The organism is Terribacillus saccharophilus (assembly GCF_046592895.1).
Lineage (GTDB): Bacteria > Bacillota > Bacilli > Bacillales > Amphibacillaceae > Terribacillus > Terribacillus saccharophilus_D.
In genome coordinates, this window is record NZ_JAWVPU010000002.1 from 492,273 (window position 1) to 511,037 (window position 18,765).

An 18,765-nucleotide genomic window follows, 5' to 3' on the forward strand; every position below is an offset into this window, starting at 1 on the left:
ACAAACAGTGGCCGACAAAGCTGCGGAATCTACCAACAACATGCATAGGGACGTATTAGAATCCACACAGAAAGTCGTACAGACGGCTTTGCAAAAACTGGGTTATCCGGAGGAAATGTATGAACTGCTGAAAGAACCGGTCCGGTTGATGACAGTCCGTATACCAGTACGGATGGATGATGGCAGTACGAAGATATTCACCGGGTATCGGGCACAGCATAATGATGCAGTCGGTCCCACCAAGGGCGGCGTACGTTTCCACCCGGAAGTAAGCGAAAATGAAGTGAAGGCATTATCCATTTGGATGAGTTTGAAAGCCGGAATCGTCGATTTGCCTTATGGCGGGGGAAAAGGCGGTATCATCTGTGATCCGCGTGAAATGAGTTTCCGTGAACTGGAAGGCGTGAGCCGCGGTTATGTACGGGCCATCAGCCAAATTGTAGGTCCGACAAAAGATATCCCGGCACCAGATGTGATGACCAACTCCCAGATCATGGCTTGGATGATGGATGAATACAGCAGGATGGATGAATTCAATAATCCGGGATTCATCACTGGTAAGCCGATTGTGCTTGGAGGCTCGCACGGCAGGGAAACAGCTACAGCCAAAGGCGTGACAATCTGCCTGAAAGAAGCAGCCAAACAGAAGGGCATTTCGATCAAAGGAGCCCGTGTTGTCATTCAAGGCTTCGGAAATGCCGGAAGCTATCTGGCAAAGTTCATGCATGAGGCTGGTGCAAAAGTCATCGGTATTTCAGACGCATATGGTGCGCTTCATGACCCGGATGGTCTGGATATCGACTATTTGCTTGATCGGCGGGATAGCTTTGGAACGGTGACCAACTTGTTCAAATCTACCATATCCAACCAGGAACTATTGGAGCTTGACTGCGATATACTAGTGCCAGCAGCAGTGGAAAACCAAATCACCAAGGATAATGCACATAATATCAAAGCCCAAATCGTCATCGAAGCAGCAAATGGGCCGACAACGTTCGAAGCAACCAAAATCCTGACACAACGCGGCATCTTATTGGTGCCGGATGTTCTCGCATCTGCAGGAGGCGTAACAGTCTCTTATTTCGAATGGGTGCAGAACAACCAAGGTTATTATTGGGCGGAGCAAGAAGTGGAAGAAAGATTGGAGAAAGTCATGCTGAAAGGTTTCTCTAATGTCTATCAGACTGCACAGACTAGGCGGGTCGATATGAGACTCGCTGCATACATGGTCGGTGTCCGGAAGATGGCGGAAGCTTCCAGGTTCAGAGGCTGGATCTAAACTATCGTATGTGCTCTTATCCTGACAAAAGGATAAGGGCTTTCTCTTTTCTTGGAAAAAGGGATGGAAAGGGGCAGTACAATGCAAAAAGAAAAAGCAATCATCATAGGAGCGGGTCCATGCGGACTCTCCGCAGCCATCGAGCTGCAGAAAATCGGTATCGAACCGCTGCTGATCGAGAAAGGGAATGTCGTAAATTCCATCTATCAATATCCGACGCACCAGACATTTTTCAGTTCAAGTGAACGGCTCGAGGTCGGTGACATCGCTTTTGTCACCGAAATGAAAAAACCGGTGAGAAATCAGGCACTTGCCTATTACCGGACTGTGGCACAGCGTCGGGAATTGCGGATACATACTTTTGAGCGTGTTTTGCAAGTTTCAGGAAACATACATGATTTCACCGTGACGACCAGAACGATCAAAGAGGAAGAAAAGACATACCAAGCTGATTATGTGATCGTGGCGACAGGATACTATGACCAGCCATACTTGATGCAAGTGCCTGGTGAGGATCAGCCGCATGTGTTTCATTATTTCAAAGAAGCTCATCCATACTTCGGCAAAAATGTCACCGTGATCGGCGGCAAGAATTCTGCCGTGGACGCAGTACTGGAACTTCATAAAGCAGGTGCGAATATCACTGCGCTCTACCGCGGCAGTACGTACTCCAAAAGCGTGAAACCTTGGATTTTGCCGGAATATGAATCGTTGGCCCGCAATGGGTACATCGATCATCGCTTCAATGCACATATTAAAGAAATCACAGAAACGCAAGTCGTGTATAAAATGGATGGACAGACACATACAGTCGATGCTGATTTCGTCTTCGCCATGACCGGCTACCGTCCTGACTTGAAGCTGCTGCAAAATATGGGTATCATGATACATCCGGAAACAGGGAAACCTGATCATGATCCAGAGACGATGGAATCGAATGTCCCGGGCATCTTCATCGCTGGCGTGATTGCTGCGGGAAATAATAATAACGAAGTTTTCATCGAAAACGGACGTTTCCACGGCGGGAAGATTGCACAGTCGATCGCTTCGCGGATCTGACAGAAAGGAAGCTGCATATGAAGGGGAAAGTAGTGTTGGTGACAACAGGCGGCACGATAGCAAGCGTGCCCAACGAAGAAAGCGGCAAACTCGCTTCCGGCGAAATGACAGGTGATCAACTGCGCAGCCAGATTGACTTGCCGGACCATATCGAAGTGATCGTGGTGAATGCACTTCAAAAGCCTAGCATGCACATTACATTTGATGATTTGCTGTCTTTAAAAGCAATGATCGAAGACCAATTGAAGGACCCGGATGTAAAAGGTATCGTCGTGACGCATGGAACGGATTCGCTAGAGGAAACCGCTTATTTTCTTGACTTGACAATCCGCGATGCGCGTCCGGTCGTCGTGACCGGTTCACAACGTGCGATTCATCATTTAGGTTCGGACGTTTATATCAATTTACGGCATGCCGTCCTGGCGGCTTATGATGAGCAGCTGCATGATTGTGGCACGGTTGTCGTCTTCAATGAACGGATATTTCCGGCGAAGTATGTGAAGAAGGAGCATGCTTCCAATATTCAAGGGTTCAATGCATTCGGATTTGGCTATTTGGGCATCATCGACAACGACAGAGTCTACTTGTACCAAAAGCCGGTGAGACGGAATACGTATGAACTGAAAAGCAAACTGCCTGAAGTGGATATCATCAAATGTTATCTGCAAGCGGATGGGAAATTCCTGAAAGCAGCGCGTGAAGCGGGCGTAAGGGGTATTGTGCTGGAAGGTGTCGGACGTGGACAGGTAGCGCCGAAGATGAAAGAAGAAATCTTGCTTGCTCTGAAGGCCGGTATCAAGATCATCCTGACCACTGCATCGGAAGAGGGCAATGTGTACACGACATATGACTATGAAGGAAGTGCCTATGATTTATATAAGGCTGGTGTGATGCTTGGGAAGGATCAAGATAGCAAGAAGGCGCGCATCGAGCTTGCTGTTGCGCTTGCATCCGACCAGACAGCCGATTCTTTATAGACCTCAGGACCTATTTCCTGTTTCTTTCCAGCAATGTATTCCAAAAGGACTGAGCCCGTGATACCATAAAGGTAGATTGTTAGTTGGAAGAGGTGCTATCATGCTTACCATCCTTTCCGCTGCGATTGCCCCAGCACTTGCGCTCCTGACTTTCTTCTACTTGAAAGATCGCCTGGAGCCCGAGCCGCTAGGCATGGTTTTGCGGACTTTTCTATATGGCGCTCTGCTTGTGTTTCCCATCATGTTCATTCAGTATGCGCTGAAAGCGGAAGGAGTCAGTTCCCATCCGCTGATGTATTCCTTCTTCACGATCGGTTTCATGGAGGAATTCTTCAAATGGTTCATCTTCTTGTACACCGCTTTTCGGCATACGGAAATGGATTCTGTCTATGATGGTATCATTTACGGCGTCAGCATCAGTTTGGGATTCGCGACGGTGGAGAATATACTCTATTTATTTGCCCATGGTGTCGATTATGCTTTCACACGCGCACTATTCCCAGTATCCTCACATGCCCTTTTCGGTGTCATGATGGGGTATTATCTCGGCAAAGCGAAATTCGGAAGCAGATACCCTCGGTTGCGTATCTTCGGTGCCATGCTGATACCATTCCTGCTTCATGGATTTTATGATTATATCTTATTGGCAGTGACATTCAATTGGATTTATGTGCAGGTACCTTTCATGATCGTTTTATGGATCATCGGATTGCGGAAGGTCCGCGCGGCGATTCAGCATCCAATCGAACGGATACAAGCAACCAAATAAAGAGTCAGGCAGAGAATCTGCTTGGCTCTTTTTTTACTGCATAATTTGGACATGCCGGAAGAAACTACAGGTAGTCAGATCTTAGTCAGGTTGGAGGGTATGTAAAATGGAACAAAGGAAGATGGGGCTTTGCAAACTGCTTTGTGCAAGTCTGCTTTTTCTAGGGGCGGTTTTATTTTCTCCCATGCAGACAAACGCCTTCTCAGAACAGGTGATCCAGCAGGGAGCAACAGGAGACGATGTTGTGGAACTGCAAGCAAGACTGCAATATGCCGGGTTCTATAACAAAAAGATAGATGGTGTTTTCGGCTGGAGCACTTATTGGGCTTTACGTAATTTCCAATATGAATTTGGGATGGAGATTGACGGGGTCGCAGGTTCAGAGGCGAAAAATAAACTGGTTTCCATTACAAAGTATGATAAGGCTTTTGTCATGCGGCAAATACAAGAAGGCAATACATTCACCTATTATGGCGGAACTCCGCAAGAGCAGCAGGTCAAAAAACGCGGCGGCGGAGGGAATGGAGGCGGCAAAGCACAAGCTTCCAATACATCAGCAGTCAATGTTCCAAACGGTTATTCGCAAAATGACATTCAGTTGATGGCCAATGCAGTGCACGGTGAAGCACGCGGGGAACCTTATGAAGGTCAAGTGGCTGTCGCGGCAGTCATCTTGAACAGAGTCGAAAATGCAGCGTTTCCGAATACGATATCGGGTGTCATCTTTGAGCCGAGAGCCTTCACTGCAGTTGCGGATGGTCAGATTTGGCTGACGCCGGATAAAACATCGGAACAAGCAGTGATCGATGCTATCAACGGCTGGGATCCATCCGGAGGAGCTATCTATTATTTCAATCCGAATACAGCCACTTCACCTTGGATTTGGGGCAGACCTCAAATCAAAACAATCGGGGAACATATTTTCTGTATGTAGAAAGGAGTGCGAAGGATGTACAAATGGGTGATAATCGGTGTACTGGCACTGGCACTTACCGGTACAGCAATTTGGGGTTTCAATGAGCGGCAGGACAAAAATGATATCAGGATGCAAGCAGAAAACAACTATCAGAGGTCTTTCCATGAGCTGACTTACCGTGTGGATACGCTACACGATAAAATCGGCGCGACACTTGCGATGAATTCCAGGGATTCCCTATCGCCGCAGCTGGCCGAAATCTGGCGTTTATCGTCTGAGGCACATACGGATGTAGGGCAGCTCCCGCTTGCGCTGCTGCCATTTGAAAAGACAGAGGAATTTTTAACGGACATCGGAGATTTCACTTATAAGACGGCAGTCAGGGATTTGGATAAAGAACCATTGTCAGAAGAAGAAATGCAGCGACTGGAAAAGCTGCACGACAATGCCGGTCAAATCAAGGATGAACTTCGCGGTGTCCAGAATACGGTTTTGGGTGAGAACCTGCATTGGACTGACGTGGATATGGCCTTGTCGGACGATGAGCCAGATCACTCAGACAATGCCATCATCAGCAGTTTCGAAACGGTGGAAAATACCTCGAACGGTTTCAATGAGGAAAAAGACTTCAATAATGGCGCTTTGCCTGCTTCCAATGAGGAGCATAAATTCGAAGGTGTCACCGGCGAGAGAATCAACCAAAAAAAGGCGAAAACAATAGCAGCTGATGCTTTCGGACTGAATACGATCACCGGTATCAGTGCCGGGAAATCCGGAAAAGGTTCTGATGTCCCCCTTTATAGTCTCTCTTATAAGAAAGATGGAGAAAGCGGATATATGGATATCAGTCAAAAAGGAGGACATATCCTCACATTGATGATGCAGCGCGAGCGCGAGGAACCGAAGCTCGGATTGCATGATGCGCAAGCAAAAGCCCAGGAATTCCTTGAAAAACAGAAGCTGACAAACATGGAAATGGTGCAAAGCAGTCAATATGACTCTGTCGGTATCTATTTCTTTGTACCTGTGCAAGATGATGTTCGCGTCTATGCAGATATTGTCCAGGTAAAGGTCGCGCTTGATAATGGTGATATATTAGGCTATAATGCCCGGGATTATTTCATGAATCATCATGAGCGCAAACTCGAACAGCCAAAGCTGACGGAAAAGCAAGCAGCGGAAAAATTGAATCGGAATGTCCAGGTTCAAGAAACCCATCTTGCTTTGATCGAAAATGATACGCATGAAGAGACCCTTGTCTATGAAATCATGGGCACACGTAATGACGATACGTACCGTATCTACGTCAATGCAGATACAGGAAAAGAAGAAGAAATCGAGAAACAGACGACGACAGAAGCTCGTTTCTTGCAAAGTACGTAAAGGGGAATGGCAATCAGCCTTCCCCTTTTTGATTATTTTTGCAATAATAGGAAGAAAGAACGATTCACGGGAAGAGGAGAGGCGTTTGCTGAAAATCGGGAGTACTTTAGTATTAGAAAAGACAGATGATTCGCTGAATGGAGAATGGCTGCGTTATCGGTCGAAAATCATCGATATGACGGAAGAGACGATTTATATCGATTATCCTATAAACGAAAAGACAAAACGGACGGATATTTTTCCGGTTGGTACAACTTTCAAAGCGTTATACGTAACGGAAGATGAAAATGCCTATACATTCCATACAGTGCTGCAAGGACGGGAAATGCTGAAAGTTCCTGCTTTGCGATTGACGATGCCGGATGAAGAGGAATTCCATAAAATTCAGCGTCGGCAATATGTGCGCATCATGACGAGCACCGACGTGGCGCTTTACAGCGAGGAAAGAGACATTCCCCCAGTATCTTCGATCACACTGGATATCAGCGGAGGCGGTCTGTCCATGCTGCTGCCGGAGAAACATGCGTTCATGGAAAAGATGAGGGTGAAGATGTATCTTGCATACAGCCTGCAAAAGGAAGGACCGTCATTTCTTTCTGTAGCAGGGACCATCGTACGTATCGTCCATAACGAGAAAACAGGTAAAATAATTACCAGCATCCGATTCGATGATATCGAGGAAAGGGACAGGCAGGCAATTATCCGATTCTGTTTTGAAAGGCAGCGCGAACAACGTAAAAAAGGACTGCGGACAAGATAGACTTCAAATAGACCAAGCTGCTATCCTATGGTATGCTTTATTAGGTTTAATTTCTGATTATGATGAGAAAAAGGATTGAATGAAATGACGTTGAAAAATATCGCCATCGCGATCGATGGGCCTGCTGCTGCAGGCAAAAGTACAGTATCCAAATTAGTCGCCAAGAAATTACGCTTCGTCTATGTGGATACTGGAGCTATGTACCGTGCGCTTACGCTGACAGCACTTGAAGCAGGAGCTGACTTGGAATCTGAAGAAGCGCTGCTTGATTTGCTGCAAGGAATCGATATCATCTTGATGCAGCACGAAGACGGTCAGAAAGTTTTCGTAAACAGCAAAGATGTGACAGAAGCGATTCGCACGAATGAGGTGACGAAAAATGTCTCCATCGTTGCCAAACACCCGCTTGTACGGGAAGAAATGGTGCTGCGCCAGCAGAAGCTTGCAGCAGATACGGGCATCGTCATGGATGGACGCGATATCGGGACACGTGTCCTTCCAAACGCGGAAGTCAAGATTTTCATGATCGCTTCAGTGGAAGAGCGGGCAGAGCGCCGTTATAAGGAAAATATCAGCAAAGGTTTCGAAGCCGACTTGGAGCAGCTGAAAGAAGATATACGTCTTCGGGACAAGCTCGACTCCGAAAGGGAAGCATCTCCTCTGGTAAAAGCGGAAGATGCAGTCGAGATCGATACGACTGCTCTTTCCATAGATGGCGTTGTAGAAAAAATCCTTAAGGCCGTACATGAGGCTGCCGGAAGATAAGGAGCAGGGATAATGTCATTATATACCGTTGGTAAGATGATTCTCAGTGCCGCCTTTTACCCGATGTTCCGTATAAAAGTCTATGGCAAGGAACATGTTCCCAAGGAAGGGCCGGTTTTGGTCTGTTCCAATCACATTTCCAATTTTGACCCGCCCATATTGGGTATTACATGTCCGCGTGATATAGCCTTCATGGGGAAGAGTGAGCTTTTCAAGCCCAAGCCGCTCGGCTGGCTCATGAAAAAATTGAATGTATTTCCGGTGAAACGGGGCATGCAGGATCGTGCCGCACTTCGTGTGGGTTTGGACATCCTGGCAGAAGGCAAGACGATGGGATTGTTCCCGGAAGGAACCAGAAGTAAGGATGGCAAGCTCGGGGAGCCACTTCCTGGAATAGGTTTCTTTGCCATGCGCTCGGAAGCAAAAGTTGTGCCTTGTGCGATTATCGGCTCTTACAAAGGGGTAAAAGCATTAAAAGTAATCTATGGACCGCCGATCGATATGGAAGAGCTGAAAGAGCGTAAAGCTCCTGCTAAAGAAGTGTCACAGGTGATCATGGATGAAATTCAACTTCTAATGAACAAGCATGCCGGATAAATGCCCTATCACTTGACAAATATCTTCAAATGTTAGAAGTTAGAAAAAAGGACATTTCTATGTTTTTTTATTTATGTTTTGTCTCGTAAACTGAAGGAGGTCTCTTTGATGGATGAAATGAATGAGCAAGCTACGGATTTCAAGGAATTGTCTGTAGGCGATACTGTAACCGGTAAAGTGGTGAAAGTAGAGGATAAACAAGCTTTGGTGGACATTGGCTACAAAGTGGAAGGTATCCTGCCAATCAGCGAATTATCCAGTCTTCATGTTGAGCGTGCTGCCGATGCAGTGAGTGAAGGTGAAGAGTTGACACTTAAAGTGAAAAAAGTGGATGACGAAGAAGTAGTCCTATCCAAGCGTGCAGTCACAGCTGAACTTGCGTGGGAGGATCTTGAAGCGAAATTTGAATCCGGAGAAGTCTTCGAAGCAGAAGTCAAGGAAGTCGTAAAAGGCGGTCTTGTCGTCGATGTCGGACTGCGCGGATTCATTCCAGCGTCACTCGTGGAAACTTACTTTGTCGAAGAATTCGAAGAGTACAAAGGAAAACCGCTTACCCTGAAAGTGGTCGAACTGGACCGCGAACAAAACCGCGTGATCCTTTCCCATCGTGCAGTTGCAGAGGAAGAGGAAGCTTCCAAGAAACAGGAAGTGCTTGATGCTTTGGAAGCAGATCAAGTGATCGACGGTACTGTGCAGCGTTTGACTGACTTTGGTGTCTTTGTCAGCATTGGCGGCGGAATCGACGGACTTGTCCACATTTCCCAGCTTTCACACGAACACGTGGAAAAAGCTTCTGATGTGGTAACAGAAGGTCAGGAAATCAAAGTCAAAGTCCTTAGTGTCGACAAAGAAAATGAGCGTATCAGCTTATCCTTGAAAGAGACACTCCCTGGACCATGGGAAAACATCAGCAGCCGTGCACAAGCAGGGGATGTACTTGATGGTGAAGTGAAACGTCTTGTGAGCTTCGGTGCATTCGTCGAAGTATTCCCTGGAGTGGAAGGTCTTGTCCACATTTCCCAAATCGCCAACCGTCATATCGGTACGCCGCAGGAAGTGCTTGAGCCAGGCCAAACAGTACAAGTAAAGGTTCTTGATGTCAACGAAGACGAAAAACGTATGAGCTTGAGCATCAAGGAATTGGAACAAGATGAAGATAATGCAGTCATCAAAGAATATGAAAAAGAAGAGGAGCATTCCGGCTTCCAGCTTGGAGATATTCTCGGTGACAAATTGAATAAGTATAAGAAATGATGATATAAAACCAAGTCTGTTATCCGGCAGGCTTGGTTTTTTTGATGCTTCACGTATAGTTTTCGCCCTCTCTTGTCATAATGCTCATAAAGGGAGGGGAGAATATGGATGGATTCTTCTTTTATTGGTCAGCATGGATCAGCTGGATCCTGGTGACTTTTTTTATGCGTCATTCGCTGGCGAGGACTTTATTTGGATTCGCTATTTTGCTGACGATTTCATTGACTGGATTTAGTGTTGATTTTGCTGGTCGCCGTATTTTCGCTGTCGTATTTTTGCTTGCTGTCATCGGCTTTCTATTCATTTTCGCCAGCAAACGTGTAGGCCGCGGTACCTTCGGGAGTATATGCATATCGATCGGCTACACAGGTATGCTGCTTTGGGAGCTGACGAATCCAGTTGCCTTGCTCGTGCCGCGCGTACTGACTTTTTCATTGATTTTATTTTTGCTTGCTGTCTACCTGACTAGAAATTTTTATTTGCAGCTGGGCATTATCTGTTTGGGGTTTGCCATCGGGGAAGTGATTTATATAGTGATACTGAGTATCTATGGTCTTGACCAGGAAGCGGGAAGTTTCAAAGCATTGGATGTACTGGGAACTGTACTGCTGCTTTTGATACTTGCCAAGCTGATGGCAAAGCTGAAAAACTATCTTCGGAATAGGTCGAATTGGAACGCAAGACGAACATGATGTCGAAAATTATTGTTTCCCTATGGCGCTTTTGCTAGAATAAAACAGTTAGGTTGCAACAGAAGGACCAGCACATAAAGGAAAGTAGGAAAGGATGTTCCTTTCATGAGGAAATCAGTAGTTGCCATCGTAGGCAGACCAAACGTAGGAAAATCAACAATATTCAACCGTCTTGCCGGGGAAAGGATCTCCATAGTGGAAGATACACCTGGTGTGACACGTGACAGAATTTATACGGAAGCTGAGTGGCTCAACCAGCCCTTTAACATAATCGACACTGGCGGTATCGAAATCGGGGATGCTCCATTTTTGGTGGAAATCCGCGAGCAAGCAGAACTTGCCATCGCCGAAGCGGATGTCATCATCTTCATGGTGAATGGACGTGAAGGTATCACCGGAGCGGATGAAGAAGTAGCGAAGATTCTATTCCGTTCCAATAAGCCGGTTGTGCTTGCCGTCAACAAAGTGGACAACCCGGAAATGCGCGATCAGATTTATGAATTTTACAGCCTTGGCTTCGGAGAACCATTCCCGATATCCGGTACACACGGTTTGGGTCTTGGTGATTTGCTTGATGCAGCCGTTCAGCATTTCCCTGAGCGTGCCGAAATGCAGGAAGATGAAGAAACGATTCATTTCAGTTTGATCGGCAGACCGAATGTCGGCAAATCTTCCCTAGTCAATACGCTTCTTAATCAAGAACGTGTCATCGTGAGTGATGTGGCAGGAACGACGCGTGATGCAGTCGATTCCTCCTTCACAAGAGAAGGACAAGATTTTGTCATCATCGACACAGCCGGTATGCGTAAACGCGGAAAAGTGTATGAAACAACTGAAAAATACAGCATACTCCGTGCATTGAAAGCGATTGAACGCTCCGATGTCGTCCTTGTTTTGATCAATGCCGAAGAAGGTATCATCGAACAAGATAAAAAGATTGCCGGATATGCCCATGATGCGGGTAAAGCAATCGTCATCGTCGTGAACAAATGGGATACTGTCGAATCGGATGAGAAGAAGATGAAAGAATTCGAAGATGAAATCCGTGCTCATTTCCTTTATCTTGATTATGCCCCGATCGTCTTTTTGTCTGCCAAAACGAAAAAGCGGATTCACACTTTGATGCCAGCGATATTGACTGCAAGTGAGAACCACGCAAAACGCATTCAGACGAATGTCTTGAATGATGTGATCATGGATGCCTTGGCAATGAATCCGGCTCCGACGTATAAAGGACAGCGTCTGAAAGTACTGTATGCCACACAAGTGGCCGTCAAGCCGCCGGCATTCGCTGTATTCGTCAACGATCCTGAATTGATGCATTTCTCTTATGTCCGATTCTTGGAGAACCGGATCAGGGAAGCATTCGGATTCACTGGTACACCAATCAAGATCTTCCCAAGAAGAAGATCGTAAACTGGGACGAGGGGGATTTTTATGACACAAAAGATAGCAGCAGTACTTGGTGCCGGAAGCTGGGGAACAGCTCTTGCCATGGTTTTAGCCGATAATGGTCACGAAGTCAGACTTTGGTCGCATAATCCTAATCAAGCAGCAGATATCAATGAAAAGCGGCTTAACGAAAAATATTTGCCAGGAGTGACATTGCCTGAATCTATCACTGCGTATACCGATATGGCACAAGCCGTACGTGAGGCAGCAGCTGTCATCCTCGTCGTACCTGCCAAAGCGACTCGCGAGGTGACAGCCAAGCTGGCAGCACATGTTCCAGCCGATGCCGTCATCGCACACGCCACAAAAGGCATCGAGCCTAAAACAAGCAAACGAGTTTCCCAGATGATCGAAGAGGAACTGAAAGCAGTCGAGCATCGTCCTGTCGTCGTATTATCCGGGCCGAGTCATGCGGAGGAAGTAGCGAAAAGACAGCCGACGACGCTGAGTGCCTCCTCTGAGGATATGGAAGAAGCGAAAAAAGTCCAGGGTCTGTTCATGAATGAGAACTTCCGTGTGTATACCATCACAGACATGGTCGGTGTGGAACTCGGCGGCAGTTTGAAAAATATCATCGCGCTAGGTGCGGGTATATCTGATGGACTGGGTTATGGAGATAACGCAAAAGCTGCCTTGATCACAAGGGGACTTGCTGAGATTGCCCGTCTTGGCACGCATTTGGGGGCAAACCCGCTGACGTTCATCGGTTTATCTGGCATGGGGGATCTTATCGTGACATGCACCAGCGTCCACAGCCGTAACTGGCGCACAGGCAATATGCTTGGAAAAGGCATGAGTCTGGACGAGGCGCTTGCACAGATGGGCATGGCCGTCGAAGGCGTACGGACCACGGAGGCGGTTGCAGAGCTTGCAGATAAGGCAAACGTGGAAATGCCGATCACACAAGGCATCAGCCAAATCCTTTTCCATGGCGCGAAAGCAAAAGATATCGTCGATCAGCTGATGACAAGGCTGCCGAAGCATGAAATGGATGATCTTCAAGATGTACTGAATGCCCGCTAACATTTTCCCCCTCCTTGCATATACTGTTTCGTAGCTAATCTGTGAGGAGGAATGAATGTGGCAGACTTTCAGAAAAACCTGATCGATCAAATTCAAAAGAAATCGAATGTAAAGGCTGAAGATATCTATAAGGTGGCCAATTCCGTTAAAAGTGCAAACCTTCAAGATGAAGCAACGGTGCGCGGGCTAGTGAAGCAATTGGCTGCTATGGCAGGTAAACCGCTGACAGCAGAGAAAGAAGATAAAATCGTCAAAGCAATCATCGGCAACAATATGCCGACGGATATGAGCACATTAAGCAAGTTATTCAAAAACTAACTGTGCCAATTGGGCAGAACAACTTACCACCTCTCGCCCTTTGCGCATAAACTAACTCGCACCAGCATATTTTTCTAGGTTGCCTTGGGTATATTTAGTCTCTTTCAGGAGGAAGCTTTCGCTTCTTCCTTTTTTTATGGTTATGATCCTCCGGGCACGCGCATAGATTATCGGCAGAGGGCAATATGCTGTTCGTCCTTTCCTGCAAATCCGCCCTTTGATGCCAGCAGGCAAGGAATCCATAATTTCTAGCATATTTGGATAGGACAACATCATAAACTGCTAGTGTATGTAGCTAAGACTGTCCATGCATCGAAAGTAGATCGGGAGGGGATCTTTTGGAAAGAGTAGATATTTTTAAAGATATCTCAAAGCGGACTAACGGCGATATCTACCTAGGGGTGGTAGGGGCTGTCCGAACAGGGAAATCGACTTTTATCAAGAAGTTCATGGAATTGGTTGTCCTGCCTAATATGGAAGATGAAGCAGAGCGCGCCCGGGCTCAGGACGAATTGCCGCAAAGCGCAGCAGGACGGACGATCATGACGACAGAACCGAAATTCGTTCCGAACAACGCTGTTTCCCTTCAAGTGGACGAAGGACTCGAAGTGAGCGTCAGGGTCGTCGACTGCGTAGGATACACAGTGGCCGGAGCGAAAGGTTTCGAGGATGAAAATGGGCCGCGTATGATAAATACACCATGGTATGAAGAGCCTATTCCGTTTCATGATGCAGCCGAAATCGGCACTCGCAAAGTCATTCAGGAGCACAGTACCATTGGTGTCGTCGTCACGACGGATGGTTCCATCGGTGAAATTCCGCGCAGTGACTATGTGGAACCGGAAGAGCGCGTCGTTTCTGAATTGAAGGAAGTTGGCAAGCCATTCATCATGGTCATCAATTCCGTTACACCGCATAACCAGAATACCGAACTGCTTCGTCAGGAATTGACCGAGAAATATGATATTCCGGTACTCGCGATGAGTGTCGAGAGCATGACGGAACATGATGTTTACAGTGTGCTTCGTGAGTCTTTGTATGAGTTTCCGGTTCTGGAAGTGAATGTGAATCTGCCAAGCTGGGTCATGGTACTCAAGGAGGATCATTGGCTTCGTTCCAACTATCAGGCAGCCATCCAGGAAACAGTCAAGGATATCAAACGGCTTCGCGATGTTGACCGTGTAGTGAGCTATTTCGATGAATATGATTATATCGAAAGAGCTAACCTTGCAGGGATGGAACTTGGTGAAGGGGTTGCCGAGATCGATTTGCATGCTCCCAATGCCTTGTATGACCAAGTATTGAAAGAGATTGTCGGGGAAGAAATACGCGGAAAAGATCATTTGCTGCAGCTGATGCAGGATTTCTCCCATGCCAAACGGGAGTATGATCAAGTATCCGATGCCCTTCACATGGTGAAGCAGACAGGGTATGGCATTGCCGCACCGAGTCTGCAGGACATGGCGCTCGATGAGCCGGAAATCATTCGCCAAGGCTCCCGCTTCGGTGTTCGACTTAAGGCTGTGGCACCGAGTATCCATATGATCAAGGTGGATGTCCATTCAGAATTTGCACCGATCATCGGAACAGAGAAACAAAGTGAGGAACTTGTCCGGTATTTGATGCAAGACTTCGAGGAAGATCCGCTGTCAATCTGGGATTCGGATATTTTCGGACGCTCCCTCAACAGCATCGTAAGGGAAGGCATACAGGGGAAGATCAGCTTGATGCCTGAAAATGCCAGATATAAATTAAAAGAGACGCTGGAAAGGATCATCAACGAAGGATCCGGCGGTTTGATTGCGATCATTCTATGAGCGGCAATCGAGCCGCTTTATTTTTTTGCCGGGAAAAATCACGAAAATCCAATTAATTTAAGGTTTTATGGCGTTTTCTGTTGAATTATGCTGCTAAGTCGTATATTATAAGCGTTGATATCGCAACGTAAGCGGTATGGGTAGGTATAAAACCTATCTCTATGGTGAACAAATGATAGCAAACGCTATTGTATATTGTTCAAGGTGATACCAGGGAGGTGTAAACATGAATAAAACAGATCTAATCAATACTGTTGCTGAGAAAAGCGATCTTTCTAAAAAGGATGCTACGAAAGCTGTCGATGCGGTTTTCGATTCAATCATGGATTCTCTTAAACAAGGTGACAAAGTACAATTGATCGGTTTCGGTAACTTCGAAGTACGTGAGCGTGCTGCTCGTAAAGGCCGCAACCCGCAGACTGGGAAAGAAATCGAAATCCCAGCTAGCAAAGTTCCAGCGTTTAAAGCCGGTAAGGCCCTTAAAGACAATGTGAAATAATTACATATGGGCTTGAATGAGGGATGCCTGACTACATCAGGTGTCCCTTTTTTATTCGGTGAGCTTGCAGACAAGACGAAAAGGGATATGCTGTGCTATAATACTTTTTATACAGTTTGAAATACGAAAAGGGCGCAGGTGATTGTTTTGTCCTATGCATCCATGGAAAAGCTACATACACTACGAAATAAAATAGAACAGCGCATGCAGCAATCTTATCTTGACAAGAATACAGAAGCACCATTCTTGGATGAAAATAAGCTGCTGGCACTGCAGACGCTATTTGGTCAAACGAACCTGCCCGATAAGCAGCAGACTGACTATATGATTACCATTATGCTTGTTCAATTGGCGCTGGATACACATGATAAAGTAATCAAGCAGACCAAAGCCGATGAAATGGCAGAAGAACGGGAAAACCGGCAGCTGACCGTTTTGGCCGGCAATTATTACAGTGCTTTGTATTATCAGATACTAGCGGGTCTTGATGATATCGATATGGTGGCACTGCTCGCCTCAGGCATCAAGCAGATCAACGAACAAAAGATGTCACTCTATTATGATACAGCGACACTTGAAGCGTTCTTTACCAAGCTTGGACGTTTGGAGGGGTGCTTGTTCCGTACGGCAGCTTCCCGTTTTACGGATCCAGCTATACTTGAAGTGCTGGATGACTATTTCCTGATCAGCAGGCTGCACCAGGAAATACAGCAGGATAAGCAGACATCATTGCTTGTTAGGCTCGCTGAAATCCTTGACAGGCAAAACAGTAAGCGGACTGTGCTCGAGGCAGTGTATCAGGAAATGGACGCGGCCAAAGACAGGCTCAAGGCGAAACTGAACGGCCTTCCGCCTGCATATGCTGAACTTTCCCGCTCGCTGTTGGTTCAGGAAATTCATCAAAAAGAGTTATATCTGGAAGAAGGGTAATTATGGCACAAGAAACGAAAGAAGAACGTGTACATCACGTTTTCGAAAAAATATATGATCGCTATGATTTCATGAACTCTGTCATTTCATTCAGGCGCCATCGTGCTTGGAGAAAGAGCGTCATGAAGAAAATGCAGGTACAGCCTGGGGATGCTGCCCTGGATATATGCTGCGGAACAGGTGACTGGTCCTTTTCCCTTGCGAAAGCAGTCGGGCCAAAAGGAAAAGTGACGGGACTCGATTTCAGCAAGAATATGCTGTCTGTGGCAGAAAAGAAAAACCAGGAACATCCACATGAGCAATTATCCTTTATGTGGGGAAATGCAATGGAATTGCCCTTTGAGGATGATTCCTTTGACTTCGTGACGATCGGTTTTGGTTTGCGCAATGTTCCGGACTATCTTCAAGTTTTGAAGGAGATGTACCGTGTAGTAAAGCCAGGCGGGAAAGTAGTATGCCTGGAGACTTCCCAGCCGACGATGATCGGATTCAAACAAGGATATTATTTCTATTTCAAACGTATCATGCCAGTATTGGGTAAGCTTCTGGCGAAAAGTTATGACGAATACAGCTGGCTGCAGGAATCTGCAAAGGACTTCCCGGGTAAAAAGGAGCTCCGTGCATTATTCCAGCAGGCAGGACTGACGAATGTGAAGATTAAGACATATACAGGCGGCGTTGCAGCCATGCACATGGGGGAAAAGCCGGCTGTCAGAAGCTGACTGGAAATATGTCTGGACGGATGAAGGTGACCTGAATGAAACTGCCGATGATATACTCATATTTAAAAAAGGACTTGGACAAGATCGAGGATGCGATGACTGACACCATTCGCGCGGAGCATCCTGTCCTGGAGGATGCGTCGGTACAGCTTCTCCGAGCTGGCGGAAAACGGATCCGCCCGGTTTTCGTTTTACTGAGCGGAAAATTCGGAACATATGAACTGCCGCGTATCCAAACGGTTGCAGTTGCGCTGGAATTGATTCACATGGCATCACTTGTCCATGATGATGTAATCGACGACGCTGAGCTCCGCCGGGGGAAACCGACGGTGAAAGCAAAATGGGATAATAAGGTGGCCATGTATGCTGGCGATTATATTTTTGCCCGTTCGCTTGAATATCTATCAAAGCTGCAAGAACCAAGGGCACATCAAATTCTGGCGCATACGATTGTTGAGCTTTGTGTCGGTGAAGTTGAACAGATCCGGGATAAGTATCGCATCGAACAGCATTTGAAAGATTATCTCCGCCGGATCCGCCGCAAAACGGCAATTCTCATCGCAGCAAGTGCGAGACTGGGAGCAATTGCATCCGGTGCGCCGATGCAGTATGAGCGAGCATTGTATCGATATGGATATTATGTGGGTATGAGCTATCAGATCATCGATGATGTGCTTGATTTCACCGCATCCGAAGCCGAACTCGGTAAACCTGCCGGTGGCGATTTGCTGCAGGGGAATATGACACTTCCTGCCTTGCTGGCTTGTGAGGACCAATCCTTCAAGGATCATCTCAAGAAAGCGTTCCGTAATCCCGAAGCACTCGACCGGGAAAGCTTGGAACCATTCATCCAGCATATTAAAGCGTCTGACAGCATCAAGCGTTCTTTAGAAATCAGTGACCGCTACTTACAGAAAGCATATCAGGAATTGGATAAATTGCCACCAACAAGAGATCGTAATACACTGAAACAAATTGCTAGACATATAGGTAAGCGCAGCTCCTGATTGTAAAACGCTTACAGTACTGTTATGATTACAGTAAAATTATCAAAGGGAGCTAGAATAAGTATGGAAAAAACATTTTTAATGGTAAAGCCGGATGGCGTACAACGTGGACTTGTTGGTGAAATCGTAACAAGATTCGAAAAGAAAGGTCTGAAGCTTGTCGCAGGAAAGATGATGGTCGTCTCGGAAGAGCAAGCAAAAACACATTACATAGAGCACGAAAGCAAACCTTTCTTTGACTCTCTCATCAGCTATATCACTTCTGGTCCTGTATTTGCAATGGTATGGGAAGGCAAAGACAGCGTGTCACTTACACGCAGCATGATCGGAGCTACCAAACCAACAGAAGCAGCTCCAGGAACAATCAGAGGCGATTACGCGGTGGAAATGAGCCGGAACCTGATCCACGGCTCTGACAGCCCGGAAAGTGCTGAGCGTGAGATTGCAAATATGTTCGAAGCCAAAGAATTGGTTCAGTATGAAAAAGCGATAACAAATTGGTTATATGAATAAGGATTTTTCGTGCAGGCAGAAATGCCTGCATTT

20 protein-coding genes are annotated in these 18,765 nt (G+C 46.5%); all 20 read left to right on the forward strand.

Features of this window, described 5'->3' with window-relative positions:
• Positions 1 to 40: 40 nt before the first annotated feature.
• The 20 genes from SFC66_RS08315 (at position 41) to ndk (ending at position 18,732) form a co-directional block, all read left to right on the forward strand.
• Positions 41 to 1,279 carry a Glu/Leu/Phe/Val family dehydrogenase gene (locus SFC66_RS08315; RefSeq protein ID WP_411218717.1) on the forward strand — a complete coding sequence of 413 codons (1,239 nt, stop codon included), beginning with the start codon at positions 41 to 43 and terminating at the stop codon, positions 1,277 to 1,279.
• Between the two features lie 81 nt (positions 1,280 to 1,360).
• The gene (locus tag SFC66_RS08320; protein WP_411218233.1) at positions 1,361 to 2,338 is read left to right on the forward strand and encodes a YpdA family putative bacillithiol disulfide reductase; all 978 of its coding nucleotides are present in this window, start codon (positions 1,361 to 1,363) and stop codon (positions 2,336 to 2,338) included.
• A gap of 17 nt (positions 2,339 to 2,355) precedes the next feature.
• Positions 2,356 to 3,315, forward strand: a complete 960-nt coding sequence (locus SFC66_RS08325; protein WP_411218234.1) for an asparaginase — start codon at positions 2,356 to 2,358, stop codon at positions 3,313 to 3,315.
• Between the two features lie 100 nt (positions 3,316 to 3,415).
• Positions 3,416 to 4,084 carry a glutamic-type intramembrane protease PrsW gene (prsW, locus tag SFC66_RS08330; protein ID WP_411218235.1) on the forward strand — a complete coding sequence of 223 codons (669 nt, stop codon included), beginning with the start codon at positions 3,416 to 3,418 and terminating at the stop codon, positions 4,082 to 4,084.
• 184 nt (positions 4,085 to 4,268) lie between these two features.
• Entirely contained in the window at positions 4,269 to 5,018 is a 750-nt protein-coding gene (gene sleB / locus SFC66_RS08335; RefSeq protein WP_411218718.1) for a spore cortex-lytic enzyme, read from the forward strand.
• A gap of 15 nt (positions 5,019 to 5,033) precedes the next feature.
• Positions 5,034 to 6,383, forward strand: a complete 1,350-nt coding sequence (gene ypeB, locus SFC66_RS08340) for a germination protein YpeB (protein ID WP_411218236.1) — start codon at positions 5,034 to 5,036, stop codon at positions 6,381 to 6,383.
• A gap of 85 nt (positions 6,384 to 6,468) precedes the next feature.
• Positions 6,469 to 7,143 (forward strand): flagellar brake protein, encoded by a 675-nt coding sequence (locus tag SFC66_RS08345; protein WP_411218237.1) that lies wholly within the window; start codon positions 6,469 to 6,471, stop codon positions 7,141 to 7,143.
• An 84-nt stretch (positions 7,144 to 7,227) separates the two neighbouring features.
• Positions 7,228 to 7,908 carry a (d)CMP kinase gene (cmk, locus tag SFC66_RS08350; protein WP_411218238.1) on the forward strand — a complete coding sequence of 227 codons (681 nt, stop codon included), beginning with the start codon at positions 7,228 to 7,230 and terminating at the stop codon, positions 7,906 to 7,908.
• Between the two features lie 12 nt (positions 7,909 to 7,920).
• Positions 7,921 to 8,505 carry a lysophospholipid acyltransferase family protein gene (locus SFC66_RS08355; RefSeq protein ID WP_411218239.1) on the forward strand — a complete coding sequence of 195 codons (585 nt, stop codon included), beginning with the start codon at positions 7,921 to 7,923 and terminating at the stop codon, positions 8,503 to 8,505.
• Between the two features lie 108 nt (positions 8,506 to 8,613).
• Positions 8,614 to 9,759, forward strand: a complete 1,146-nt coding sequence (gene rpsA, locus SFC66_RS08360; RefSeq protein ID WP_411218240.1) for a 30S ribosomal protein S1 — start codon at positions 8,614 to 8,616, stop codon at positions 9,757 to 9,759.
• 104 nt (positions 9,760 to 9,863) lie between these two features.
• Complete coding sequence (locus tag SFC66_RS08365) at positions 9,864 to 10,451, forward strand: YphA family membrane protein (RefSeq protein WP_411218241.1); 588 nt, start codon at positions 9,864 to 9,866, stop codon at positions 10,449 to 10,451.
• A gap of 105 nt (positions 10,452 to 10,556) precedes the next feature.
• Positions 10,557 to 11,867, forward strand: coding sequence for a ribosome biogenesis GTPase Der (gene der, locus SFC66_RS08370; protein ID WP_411218242.1), 1,311 nt, complete (start codon positions 10,557 to 10,559; stop codon positions 11,865 to 11,867).
• A gap of 21 nt (positions 11,868 to 11,888) precedes the next feature.
• Complete coding sequence (locus SFC66_RS08375; RefSeq protein ID WP_411218243.1) at positions 11,889 to 12,926, forward strand: NAD(P)H-dependent glycerol-3-phosphate dehydrogenase; 1,038 nt, start codon at positions 11,889 to 11,891, stop codon at positions 12,924 to 12,926.
• A gap of 51 nt (positions 12,927 to 12,977) precedes the next feature.
• Complete coding sequence (locus tag SFC66_RS08380) at positions 12,978 to 13,244, forward strand: stage VI sporulation protein F (protein ID WP_411218244.1); 267 nt, start codon at positions 12,978 to 12,980, stop codon at positions 13,242 to 13,244.
• A 338-nt stretch (positions 13,245 to 13,582) separates the two neighbouring features.
• Positions 13,583 to 15,061, forward strand: coding sequence for a stage IV sporulation protein A (gene spoIVA, locus SFC66_RS08385; protein ID WP_411218245.1), 1,479 nt, complete (start codon positions 13,583 to 13,585; stop codon positions 15,059 to 15,061).
• Positions 15,062 to 15,287: 226 nt separating this feature from the next.
• Positions 15,288 to 15,560: an HU family DNA-binding protein gene (locus tag SFC66_RS08390; protein ID WP_095222655.1), complete on the forward strand. Its 273-nt coding sequence runs from the start codon at positions 15,288 to 15,290 to the stop codon at positions 15,558 to 15,560.
• A 147-nt stretch (positions 15,561 to 15,707) separates the two neighbouring features.
• Entirely contained in the window at positions 15,708 to 16,490 is a 783-nt protein-coding gene (locus SFC66_RS08395) for a heptaprenyl diphosphate synthase component 1 (protein ID WP_411218246.1), read from the forward strand.
• A 2-nt stretch (positions 16,491 to 16,492) separates the two neighbouring features.
• Positions 16,493 to 17,212, forward strand: a complete 720-nt coding sequence (gene menG, locus SFC66_RS08400) for a demethylmenaquinone methyltransferase (protein ID WP_411218247.1) — start codon at positions 16,493 to 16,495, stop codon at positions 17,210 to 17,212.
• 35 nt (positions 17,213 to 17,247) lie between these two features.
• On the forward strand, positions 17,248 to 18,219 hold the full coding sequence (gene hepT, locus SFC66_RS08405) for a heptaprenyl diphosphate synthase component II (protein WP_411218248.1): 972 nt from the start codon (positions 17,248 to 17,250) through the stop codon (positions 18,217 to 18,219).
• Between the two features lie 63 nt (positions 18,220 to 18,282).
• Positions 18,283 to 18,732: a nucleoside-diphosphate kinase gene (gene ndk, locus SFC66_RS08410; RefSeq protein WP_411218249.1), complete on the forward strand. Its 450-nt coding sequence runs from the start codon at positions 18,283 to 18,285 to the stop codon at positions 18,730 to 18,732.
• Positions 18,733 to 18,765 lie beyond the last annotated feature (33 nt).

Bases quoted from the DNA above. Each gene is read 5' to 3' on its own strand.
- SFC66_RS08380 (WP_411218244.1), top strand. From the start codon at position 12,978: ATGAATGTGGCAGACTTTCAGAAAAACCTGATCGATCAAATTCAAAAG.
- ypeB (WP_411218236.1), top strand. From the start codon at position 5,034: ATGTACAAATGGGTGATAATCGGTGTACTGGCACTGGCACTTACCGGT.
- ndk (WP_411218249.1), top strand. From the start codon at position 18,283: ATGGAAAAAACATTTTTAATGGTAAAGCCGGATGGCGTACAACGTGGA.
- SFC66_RS08390 (WP_095222655.1), top strand. From the start codon at position 15,288: ATGAATAAAACAGATCTAATCAATACTGTTGCTGAGAAAAGCGATCTT.
- SFC66_RS08320 (WP_411218233.1), top strand. From the start codon at position 1,361: ATGCAAAAAGAAAAAGCAATCATCATAGGAGCGGGTCCATGCGGACTC.
- SFC66_RS08355 (WP_411218239.1), top strand. From the start codon at position 7,921: ATGTCATTATATACCGTTGGTAAGATGATTCTCAGTGCCGCCTTTTAC.
- SFC66_RS08375 (WP_411218243.1), top strand. From the start codon at position 11,889: ATGACACAAAAGATAGCAGCAGTACTTGGTGCCGGAAGCTGGGGAACA.
- SFC66_RS08315 (WP_411218717.1), top strand. From the start codon at position 41: ATGCATAGGGACGTATTAGAATCCACACAGAAAGTCGTACAGACGGCT.
- sleB (WP_411218718.1), top strand. From the start codon at position 4,269: ATGCAGACAAACGCCTTCTCAGAACAGGTGATCCAGCAGGGAGCAACA.
- cmk (WP_411218238.1), top strand. From the start codon at position 7,228: ATGACGTTGAAAAATATCGCCATCGCGATCGATGGGCCTGCTGCTGCA.
- SFC66_RS08325 (WP_411218234.1), top strand. From the start codon at position 2,356: ATGAAGGGGAAAGTAGTGTTGGTGACAACAGGCGGCACGATAGCAAGC.
- menG (WP_411218247.1), top strand. From the start codon at position 16,493: ATGGCACAAGAAACGAAAGAAGAACGTGTACATCACGTTTTCGAAAAA.
- prsW (WP_411218235.1), top strand. From the start codon at position 3,416: ATGCTTACCATCCTTTCCGCTGCGATTGCCCCAGCACTTGCGCTCCTG.
- SFC66_RS08365 (WP_411218241.1), top strand. From the start codon at position 9,864: ATGGATGGATTCTTCTTTTATTGGTCAGCATGGATCAGCTGGATCCTG.
- der (WP_411218242.1), top strand. From the start codon at position 10,557: ATGAGGAAATCAGTAGTTGCCATCGTAGGCAGACCAAACGTAGGAAAA.
- rpsA (WP_411218240.1), top strand. From the start codon at position 8,614: ATGGATGAAATGAATGAGCAAGCTACGGATTTCAAGGAATTGTCTGTA.
- hepT (WP_411218248.1), top strand. From the start codon at position 17,248: ATGAAACTGCCGATGATATACTCATATTTAAAAAAGGACTTGGACAAG.